General features: G+C 63.5%; 8 protein-coding genes, 1 pseudogene and 1 riboswitch. Of the genes and pseudogenes, 4 read left to right on the top strand and 5 right to left on the bottom strand.

The annotated features are described in order from the left end of the window. Positions 1-361, top strand: a pseudogene (locus IL54_RS00605) (hypothetical protein); the annotation flags it as partial. 110 nt (positions 362-471) lie between these two features. Beyond that, positions 472-1,221 carry an alpha/beta fold hydrolase gene (locus IL54_RS00600; RefSeq protein ID WP_037472173.1) on the top strand — a complete coding sequence of 250 codons (750 nt, stop codon included), beginning with the start codon at positions 472-474 and terminating at the stop codon, positions 1,219-1,221. 566 nt (positions 1,222-1,787) lie between these two features. Here the strand turns inward: IL54_RS00600 and IL54_RS00595 are convergent. From IL54_RS00595 to IL54_RS00575, 5 genes are all read right to left on the bottom strand, one after another. Beyond that, positions 1,788-2,498, bottom strand: coding sequence for an imm11 family protein (locus IL54_RS00595; RefSeq protein WP_037472172.1), 711 nt, complete (start codon positions 2,496-2,498; stop codon positions 1,788-1,790). Positions 2,499-2,586: 88 nt separating this feature from the next. Continuing rightward, positions 2,587-2,940: a type II toxin-antitoxin system RelE/ParE family toxin gene (locus IL54_RS00590; RefSeq protein ID WP_202807648.1), complete on the bottom strand. Its 354-nt coding sequence runs from the start codon at positions 2,938-2,940 to the stop codon at positions 2,587-2,589. Next, positions 2,898-3,185 (bottom strand): CopG family ribbon-helix-helix protein, encoded by a 288-nt coding sequence (locus tag IL54_RS00585; RefSeq protein WP_037472170.1) that lies wholly within the window; start codon positions 3,183-3,185, stop codon positions 2,898-2,900. The genes IL54_RS00590 and IL54_RS00585 overlap by 43 nt, the downstream gene beginning before the upstream one ends. 88 nt (positions 3,186-3,273) lie before the next feature. After that, positions 3,274-4,602: a glutamate--tRNA ligase gene (gene gltX / locus IL54_RS00580; protein WP_037472168.1), complete on the bottom strand. Its 1,329-nt coding sequence runs from the start codon at positions 4,600-4,602 to the stop codon at positions 3,274-3,276. Positions 4,603-4,708: 106 nt separating this feature from the next. Then, positions 4,709-6,367 (bottom strand): NAD+ synthase, encoded by a 1,659-nt coding sequence (locus IL54_RS00575; RefSeq protein ID WP_037472166.1) that lies wholly within the window; start codon positions 6,365-6,367, stop codon positions 4,709-4,711. A 134-nt stretch (positions 6,368-6,501) separates the two neighbouring features. On the opposite strand from IL54_RS00575, the gene IL54_RS00570 reads away from it, so the two are divergent. Further along, complete coding sequence (locus IL54_RS00570) at positions 6,502-7,437, top strand: ribose-phosphate pyrophosphokinase (RefSeq protein WP_037472165.1); 936 nt, start codon at positions 6,502-6,504, stop codon at positions 7,435-7,437. A gap of 88 nt (positions 7,438-7,525) precedes the next feature. Further along, positions 7,526-7,755: riboswitch (cobalamin riboswitch) on the top strand. 205 nt (positions 7,756-7,960) lie between these two features. Next, entirely contained in the window at positions 7,961-9,838 is a 1,878-nt protein-coding gene (locus tag IL54_RS00565; protein ID WP_037472163.1) for a TonB-dependent receptor plug domain-containing protein, read from the top strand. Positions 9,839-9,918 lie beyond the last annotated feature (80 nt).

Here is a 9,918-nt window from a genome sequence, read left to right as displayed (position 1 = left end):
CCTCACTGACCTGAGCGATCGATTGACCACGCCGCCGGTGGAAAGCGACTGGTGGGATGCCATTGCCCATGAAGCGCGCGAATTGGTGACGATTCGCAAGGCTTCGACCCCCTCCCCCCGGCCCCAGGCCGCGCTGGAGCGGGCCGTGCGCTATCTCGACGGCGGGCGGGTGAGCGCGGCGCTGGCCGAAGTGGAGCGGATGCCCGGCCGTGCTGCCGCCGATCGCTGGCTGCAATTTGCGCGCCGCTATCTCGAAGCGCGACGCGCGCTGGACCTCATCGAAACCGCCGCGATCCTGGAACCGCGCCCTTTGCAGGCCGTTGATCCCGCGCCTGTTACCCAGGTCGCTCAGGAACCCTGACTTCCCACAGCGACGAACCGTTCGTCGCATAAGACGAAACCCATGGACGTGCGTGGCGTTTGTCACGATAACGTCATTTTTGCCCGTTTGGGCTTGGGAATATCGTCGCCGTGCCACCGCATGTTCAAGCCGTCAGCAGTTTTTGGAAAGATCGTTTCGCACCGGGTCCAGCCGCGCCGGTGCGGCCGTCCTTGTCGCATCTGCTCGGCAACCTGTCGCTTCCCCGTGACCTCGCCCGCACGCAGGCGCAGGCGGACGCGCTGGCGCAGCAGATCAAGGGTGATGGCCGTTCCATATTGCTGATCCCCGGCTTGCTCGCGTCCGAACGGCGGATGGACGCCATGCGGCAGATTTTGACCGCCGCCGGCTATGCCGCGCATGATTGGGCGATGGGCCGCAATTATGGGCCGAAACCCGACAGCCTCGACCAGATCGACCGCCGCGTCGATGCCATTCGGCGCGCAGGCGGCGGGCCGGTGACGCTCGTCGGCTGGAGCCTCGGCGGCCTGTATGCGCGCGAATATGCGAAATATGCGACGCACAAGGTCGGCGGCGTGGTGACGCTGGGCACGCCCTTTTCCGGCGACCCGCGCGCCAACCATGCCTGGCGTCTCTATCAACTCGTATCGGGCTTTCCGGTCGATAAACCACCCTTCCCCTGTACCCGCGAAATCAAGCCGCCGGTGCCCACGGTCGCTTTGTGGTCGCAGCGCGACGGCGTAATCCTGCCCGAATGCGCCAAGGGCCGCAGTGGCGAACGCGACAAGGCGATCGAGGTCGATTGCACCCATATGGGCTTCGCCGCCGCGCCCGAAGGCATATTGGCCGTCGCGAAGGCGCTGGAATCGATGCGCGCATAAGGCGTCCAGACGTCGCGGCGCGACGGCAGGGTCACAGGGCGCAAGTTCACACCGTTGCAGGCAGGGTTTTTCCGGCTGTTTTCGTGGGAATAGTGGCGGGCAAGTGCTGCCGACGCACCGGCCACGCCCCACCGACGCGCCTGTAAAGTCACGGCGACGCGCCACCCACGCGACAGGGACGCTACAGGTGGGTCACAAGGATGTGAGGGGTTGGCGATTGCCCGCTGGGGCGCGCGGGCGCGAAGGGTGTGCTGGTCCATCGACAAGGATAGACCAGAGGAAATCCTACATCGGAAGGGGAATAGGATTGGGGGCGCATCGGATCAGATAGGTTTCGCATTAAATGGGTCGTTTGCGGAATATCGGGTTTCGAACAGGCATAGGCCGATAGTGGAGATGCTATGGTGACGGAAAACCATGCTTTCGGGTTTCCGGGGCATTTTTACCATCCGGCAGTGTTTCTCGGACAAGTGAGTAGGATGAAGGGCCGCGCAATCTGGAGAATGGCGCGATTAATGGGTATTTTCATCGCTTCCTGACGCCTATCATGTGATTGCCGGTAGCCGTTAGACTTCCTCTATGTGCCGCGAATACGCAAAATGCGGTTGCCAGCCACGCACGCCGGAGGCTTGGAGGGCGTTCCATAGTGCGTCGCTAATCAGGGTGGTCTGAGCGCCATTATATCGCCACTCAGACCAAATCGCGCGGGATCGAGCTTCCTTCGCCTTCACAAGCAAACGACGCTCGCCCGGAGCGTCGATGAACCACCGATCGCTAGGCGGCTTCGCCCATTGCACATTCGACCGCTCAATATCGACTACTTCGGCGCGGGTGCAGACGTTCAGCAGCCAGCGTTTATCGGGATGAACGCTGCTGTCGGGCTGTAGCATCTGATAGGGCAGATACTGATGCACATTTGGCTCAATCGCTTCGATCATGTCGATAACGCGTTGTGAAATTGCGTAGGTTGTAAAGCTGGTGCTGACAATATCGACCAAATCGCCCTGTTGTTCTTTAAATTGGTCGACAAAAGGCCGGTCGGGGATTTGCCAAGGCCAGCCATCGAGCATTCGCGGAACGTCGCTCGAACCAAACCAAGGATAGCCGGGGGAATTGCGATCACGCGGCCCCGCCAAGTAACGAGCTTCAATGTCTTGTGCCAGTTGAGCGCCGATCGCGCGGAATCGCTCATGCTCGGATGCAATACGCTCGACTTCCGGTGTCCAATCCGTTCCGGTGTGGCGATCCTTGTATTCCGTCGAGAAAAACCAAGCCATCAATGCCCTCCATCTTCGGCAGAGAGCAGAATATTCTTAAGATATGGCCTCGCTGATCGCATATGCCCGAAAAACAGGTGAAATCCGCTCATTCATTCGGGGTTTCCGCTTGATCCGCGATGCCAGCGATCGGCGGCCACTGGCGGCGCGCATGGAGCAAGCGCAGGATGCGCACCAGATCGTCGGCGACATCGTAAACCAGGATATAGTTGCGATGCACCACTAGCTCGTATGTCCCTGTCACACGGCCTAGGCGTGCGATTGCGGGATGGTGGACGAGATTGCGCGCCTTCTTCGTGAACAATGCATCCAGCGTCAGGGCGGCCGCTGGATTTTCCTTGGCGATGTAGGTGCGTATGTGCCGCCGGTCTTGGCGTGCCTCAAGCGTCCAGGCGAGCTTCACGCCCCGCCAGCCATCTTGGCCCGCGTCTCGTCCCGCCATGCCTCCGCTTCCTGTTCGACGTCATCGTCAGAGACCAGACGTCCTGCATTGGCCGAATCCAGCCCGACCTGCACCTGCTGCCGGAACCATGCGTCATGTTCAGCCACTTGGCGCTCGCCAGACACATAGTCGCGCATGAAATCGCGGATGAGCTGTGCTCCGGTGCGATCATGCGCCTTCGCCGCGTCGGCAAAGGCGCTTTTGAGGGTATCATCGACCCGGAAGGTAAAGGTGGACTCGCCCATGCCGCCATCTCCATGTGTTACAAGGTTAGCACATGGTAACATAACTCCCGCTGTAGGGGAGGATTTTATGTCCGCACCCCAATGCCCCTCAGGGCCGAAGGCGGCGCAGCGCTTCGTCCTGGCCGATCAGCGGCAGCAGCAGGCTCATGTCCGGGCCGTGATCGAGGCCCGTCAGTGCGCGGCGCAGGGGGAGGAAGAGGGCTTTGCCCTTGCGGCCGGTTTCACCTTTGAGCGCTTCCGTCAGCGCGCGCCAGATGGCCGCGTCGAAGGGCAGGTCAGCCAGCAGGCGGTGCGCGGCGATCAGGAAGTCCTGGTCTTCGGTGGCCGGCGCGGGGGCGTCGACGGGGCCAGTGACGATCCGCCACCAGTCGGCTGCGCCCGCCACTGTTTCCAGATTGGGGCGGATGGCGTCCCATGCCGGGGCGTCCATGCCGCCCGGCAGCCGCGCGGCGACCGCGTCATAGGGCAGGAGATGCACGATCTTCTGGTTCAGCCCCGCCAGTTCCGCTTCGTCGAAACGCGCGGGGGCGCGGCCGAAATGGGCGAAATCGAAACTGTCGATCAGCGGCTGCATATCGGCGAACGGCTCGACCGACTGGCTGCTGCCGAGCCGCGCCAGCAGCGACGCGATCGCCATGGGTTCCAGCCCCAGTTCGCGGAAATGGGCGACGCCGAGCGACCCCAGTCGCTTGGACAGCTTGCCCTCCGCTCCCGTCAGCAGCGCTTCATGCGCGAAGGCGGGGAGCGGCGCGCCCATTGCCGCGAACATCTGGATCTGGGTCGCGGTGTTGGACACATGATCTTCGCCGCGCAGGACGTGGGTGACGCCCATGTCAATGTCATCGATCACCGACGGGAGCATATAAAGCCAACTGCCATCGGCGCGGCGGATCACTGGATCGGACAGTAATTTGGGGTCGAACCGCTGTTCGCCGCGAATGAGGTCGGTCCAGACGATCGGCTGATCATGATCCAGCTTGAAGCGCCAATGTGGGCGGCGGCCTTCGGCTTCATAGGCCGCGATCTCTTCCGGCGTCAGGCTCAGCGCGCCGCGATCATAGACCGGCGGCAAACCCCGCCCCAGCAGCACCTTGCGCCGCAATTCCAGTTCCTGCTGCGTCTCATAGGCCGGATAGACATGGCCCGCCGCGCGCAACTGATCGAACCGGCTTTCATAGAGCGCGAACCGTTCGGACTGTTTGGCCTCCGCGTCCCAGGTCAGGCCGAGCCATTGCAGGTCGGCGCGGATCGCATCGGCATATTCGGGACGCGAGCGTTCGAGGTCGGTATCGTCCAGCCGCAGCAGGAATTGCCCGCCGCTCTTCTGTGCGAACAGCCAGTTATGCAGCGCGGCGCGGATATTGCCGACATGGAGATGGCCGGTCGGGGACGGCGCGAAACGGGTGATGACGGTCATGGATATCTGGTCCTGATCCCGTTCGCCCTGAGCCTGTCGAAGGGCTGTTCTTCTTCAGAAGAAGGACGAGGCTTCGACAAGCTCAGCCCGAACGGAGTTTGGGGTGTCATGTTCTAAACGCATTAGTGATCGGATAGCGCCGGTCGCGGCCGAAGTTGCGGGTGCCGAGCTTCACGCCGGGGGGCGACTGGCGGCGCTTATATTCGGCGACATAGAGCAGCCGCTCGATCCGGGCGACGGTCTCGCGCTCGAAGCCGCGCGCCACCAGTTGCTCGACCGACAATTCCTCCTCGACCAGGCCGTATAGGATCGGGTCCAGCACTTCATAGGGTGGCAGGCTGTCATCGTCGCGCTGGTCGGCGCGCAATTCGGCGCTGGGCGGCTTGCTGATCACCCGCTCCGGCATCACCGGGCCAGCGGGACCAAAGTCTTCGCCCAGCGTCGGGACATTCGCGTTGCGCCAACGGCACAGGTCGAACACGGTCGTCTTATAGGCGTCCTTCAACACCGAATAGCCGCCCGCCATGTCGCCATAGATGGTGGCATAGCCGACCGACATCTCGCTCTTGTTGCCGGTGGTCAGCAGCATGTGGCCGAATTTGTTGGACAGCGCCATCAGAGTCAGCCCCCGGATGCGTGACTGGATATTCTCTTCGGTCAGGTCGCGTTGCCGCTCGGCGAATACATCGCCCAGCATCGTGTCGAACGCGCCGACCGCCGGTTCGATGGGGATGCTGTCGTAACGCACGCCCAGCAGCCGCGCGCAGGCGACGGCATCGTCCAGGCTGTCCTGGCTGGTGAAGCGCGAGGGCATCATCACGCACCATACCCGGTCGGCGCCCAGCGCATCGACCGCGACGGCGGCGGACAGCGCACTGTCGATCCCGCCCGACAGGCCCAGCACGACGCCGGGAAAACGGTTGCGGTTCACATAATCGCGCAGACCCAGGACCATCGCATTGTAAATGTCGGCCGGCCGGTCATCCAGGACATGGCGATCGCCGGGCAGGCAGACCCACTGTCCGGCCTGCTTCTCCCATATCGTCAGCACCAGTGCTTCGTCCCAGTCGGGCAGCTGGTGCGCGATCGACAAGTCGGCGTTCATCACGAAGGACGCGCCGTCGAACACCAGCTCATCCTGCCCGCCGACGCGGTTGAGATAGGCGAGCGGCAGATTGGTCTCGCGCACCCGCGTCCCCGCGACGCCATTGGTGCGACGGTCATCCTTGTCGACCTCATACGGGCTGCCATTGGGGCTGATCAATATGTCCGCGCCCTGCGCCTTCAGATGCGCGGTGACGAAGGGAAACCAGATATCCTCGCAGATCGGCACGCCGATCTTCACGCCCTTGAAGTCGATGGGCGCGGGCAGCGGGCCGGGCGCGAACAGGCGCTTTTCATCGAACGTGCCGTAATTGGGCAGTTCGCGCTTCTGGCGGATGGCGGTGACCGCGCCGCCTTCCAGCAGCGCGACGACGTTGAACAATACGCCCTGCGCCGCGACCACGGTGCCGACCAGCATTGCCGGGCCGCCATCGCCGGTCGCCTGCGCCAGCCGGTCGAGTTCCTGATTGGCGCGCTCGACCAGCGCGGGTTTCAATACCAGATCTTCGGGCGGATAGCCGATCAGCTGCAATTCGGGATAGACGATCAGGTCCGCATCCATCGCCCGCGCCCGCCATTCCAGCATCGCGTCGGCATTGGCGGCGAGGTCGCCTACCGACTGGGTCATCTGGGCAAGGGCGATCACGAGTTTGTCGGTCATGGACGCGGCCCCTAATGCATTTTTCCGGCTGGCGCAAAAGCGCCTTTCCACCGCGACCCCGCGCCGCTACAGGGGCGGCGTTTCACCCAGCGTCATCAATTCGTCACGCCTTTTCATTTCAGGGGGTTTTGGCCATGAAGCTCATGACCGGCAATTCGAACAAGCCGCTCGCGGCCGCCATCGCCGACTATATCGAAATTCCCCTGACCGACGCCAGCGTCCGCCGCTTCGCCGATGAGGAAGTGTTCGTGGAAATCCACGAAAATGTCCGGGGCGAAGATGTGTTCGTGCTGCAATCGACCAGTTATCCCACCAACGACAATCTGATGGAATTGTTGATCATGATCGATGCGCTGAAACGCGCGTCGGCCAAGCGAATCACCGCCGTCGTCCCCTATTTCGGCTATGCGCGGCAGGATCGGAAGCCCGGCCCCCGCACCCCGATCAGCGCCAAGCTGGTCGCCAATCTGATCACCAAGGCGGGCGCCGACCGCGTCCTGTCGGTCGATCTGCATGCGGGCCAGATCCAGGGCTTCTTCGACATTCCGACCGACAATCTGTTCGGTGCGCCGGTCATGTCGGCGGATATCCAGGCGCGCTTTGGTGATCGCAACCTGATGGTCGTGTCGCCCGACGTCGGCGGCGTGGTGCGTGCGCGGGCGCTGGCCAAGCGGCTCGACAACGCCCCGCTCGCCATCGTCGACAAGCGCCGCGAGCGCGCGGGCGAATCGGAAGTGATGAACATCATCGGCGATGTCGCCGGGCGCTTCTGCGTCCTGATCGACGATATCGTCGATTCGGCGGGGACGCTGTGCAACGCGGCCTCCGCGCTCAAGGCGGCGGGTGCCGAAGACGTGGTCGCCTATGTCAGCCATGGCGTGCTGTCGGGCGGCGCGGTCGCGCGCGTGGATGCGTCCGACCTGCTGGAACTGGTGATCACCGACACGATCCAGGGCACCGATGCGGTCAATACCGCCAAGAAGGTCCGCCACCTGCCCATCGCCCCGCTGCTGGGCGAAGCGATCAAGCGCATTGCCGATGAAAGTTCGGTATCCAGCCTGTTCGACTGACAGCATGAAGCCGGGGCGGCAATTGCCGCCTTGCATGATGCCGTGCCGCCCGCTATCGGGCTGCCGTCCGTAGCGCTCGCTTGAGCGCAACGGGCAAGATCGCGCCGGTGCCTCTTGATCGAGGCTTAAAAGGGAAGGCGGTGCGGATGGGTCACACCATCCAAAGCCGCAGCTGTCCCTGCAACTGTAAGCGGTGAGCGTGATGTACATAGCTTCCTCTTCGAAGGAAGCAGCCACTGGACCGTCAAACGTCTGGGAAGGTCGTACATGACGCCATGACCCGTGAGCCAGGAGACCTGCCGGCGTTCTGGTCGCTCTTGCCTTGGTCCAGGGGATGGCCGTGGCACGGTAACTCTCCGTCTGAGCGACGACAGGAAGGCGGCCGGGGCCGCAACCGTCGTGGGACGCTGGGCTATATATGCGCCGGTTCGTCGCCCTGCGTCGGCCGTCGATCGGCGGGCCATGCGCCTATCATCGACATGCTCCACCGCCCGATATCGCTCGGCGCGGGAGGAGACTATAAATGGTTAAATACGGCATATCCCTGCTGGCGCTCAGCGCTGCCAGCCCCGTTTTCGCGCAGGCCCCCGAACAGATTTCGGACCTGAGCGGCAACAGCACCCCCATCATCGTCACCGCCTCGCGCGTCACCAGCGAAGCGCGCGAAATCGGCAGCGCGGTGTCGATCATCACCCGCGCCGATATCCAGCGCAACCAGATCATCTTCCTCAAAGACATATTGCAGGACGCGCCCGGCGTGCAGACGACGTCCGACCGGCCCGGCCAGTTGACCAGCGTCCGCATCCGGGGATCGAACAATAATGAGATTCTCTGGCTGATCGACGGTATCGAACTGGGCGACCCCAGCGCGATCAGCACCCAGTTCCAGGCCGATCATCTGACCAGCCGTGACATCGACCGGGTCGAAATCCTGCGCGGCAACCAAAGCTCGCTCTATGGCTCCGACGCGGTCGGCGGCGTCATCAACATCATCACCCAGCGCGCGACCGAAGAGGGGCTGCAGGTCAATGCCGAGGCCGAAGCCGGTTCCTATGGCATGCGCAGCGGCGGCGCTTCGCTGCTGGGCAAGAGCGGCGCGCTCGATTTCCGCCTAAGCGCCACCGGCTATCGCCATGACGGCCCCTCGCTCGCCGATCCGCGCACTGCCAGCCCCGCAGGGTCGGCAACCGAGAAGGACGAATATCGCCGTTACGGCTTTAGCGGCCGGGTCGGCTATCAGGCTACCGAAACCCTGTCGCTACAGGCGATCGGCTATTGGTTCGATGCCTTTAGCGATCTCGACAATACGACGTCCGACAGCGACGATACCGCCAAAACACGCGACTATGCCGCCGCGGGCCAGGCCAGCTACAAGAGCCTGGACGGCCAGTTCACCGCCGACCTGACGGCCAGCCGCTATGCCGCGCGCCGCCGCTATTTCGGCACCTGGAACCGGGCCGAAGGCGACCTGTTCCGCGGCACCAAGGACGAACTGACGCTGGCCCTCGCCTATGGCGGCACCGGCCCCGTGAGCCTGGCCGCAGGGGGCAATTATGAGCGGGAGAAGACGACCCAGATCACCAGCTTTTCCGGTGCCTTCCCCGCCCGCGTCAACACCCGCTCTGCCTATGCCGAAATCGCGCTGCGGCCGGTCGCGGGGCTTACCCTGACCGGCGCGGCGCGGGTCGACGACAATAGCCGCTTCGGCACGTTCGACACCTATCGCGGCACGCTGGCTTATGCGCTCGGCGCGCTCAAGCTGCGCGCCAGCTATGGCACCGGGGCCAAGGCACCGGGCCTCTACCAATTGTTCGACCCCACTTATGGCAATCCAGACCTTGAGGTCGAAACCAGCCGGGGCGGCGATGTCGGCTTCGACCTCGCGCTGGCCGAAGGCCTGACCGCGCAGGTCAGCTATTTCTTCACCCGTAAGACCAACGAGATCAACTTCGACGGCAGCCGTCCGCCCTTTGGCGGCTATGGCCAGTTCGGCCGCACCCGTGCGGAGGGGATAGAGGTCGGCGTCACCGCCCAGCCGCTGCCCTGGCTCGGTGTCAGCCAGACCTATGGCTATACCGACCATGAAATCGATCGCGAGATGGACGGCACCTATGTCAACAGCGGCCGCCCGCGCTATACCGGCACCACATCGGTCATCCTGACCCCGGCCGAACGCGCATCGATGACCGCGCGGGTCCGCTATCATGATGGCGACTCGTCGGGCTTTGGCGGCGCGACTGAGGCTTATACGGTGGTCGACCTGCTCGCCTCCTATGGCATCACCGACCGGATCGAACTCTATGGCCGCGTCATCAACCTGTTCGATAAATGGTATCAGGTCAGCTACGGCACCCAGACGCTCGGCCTGTCGGCCTATGGCGGCGTGCGCCTGAGCTTCTGATATGATCCCGTCCCCGCCATCAGACCCCGCAAGGCAGGCTGCGCTTGGCCAAGACCGGGTCGTTGGCGGGGAAGGGTCAG

The sequence above is a fragment of the Sphingobium sp. ba1 genome, assembly GCF_000743655.1.
Classification (GTDB): domain Bacteria; phylum Pseudomonadota; class Alphaproteobacteria; order Sphingomonadales; family Sphingomonadaceae; genus Sphingobium.
This window is presented reverse-complemented; position numbering and strand designations above follow the sequence as displayed.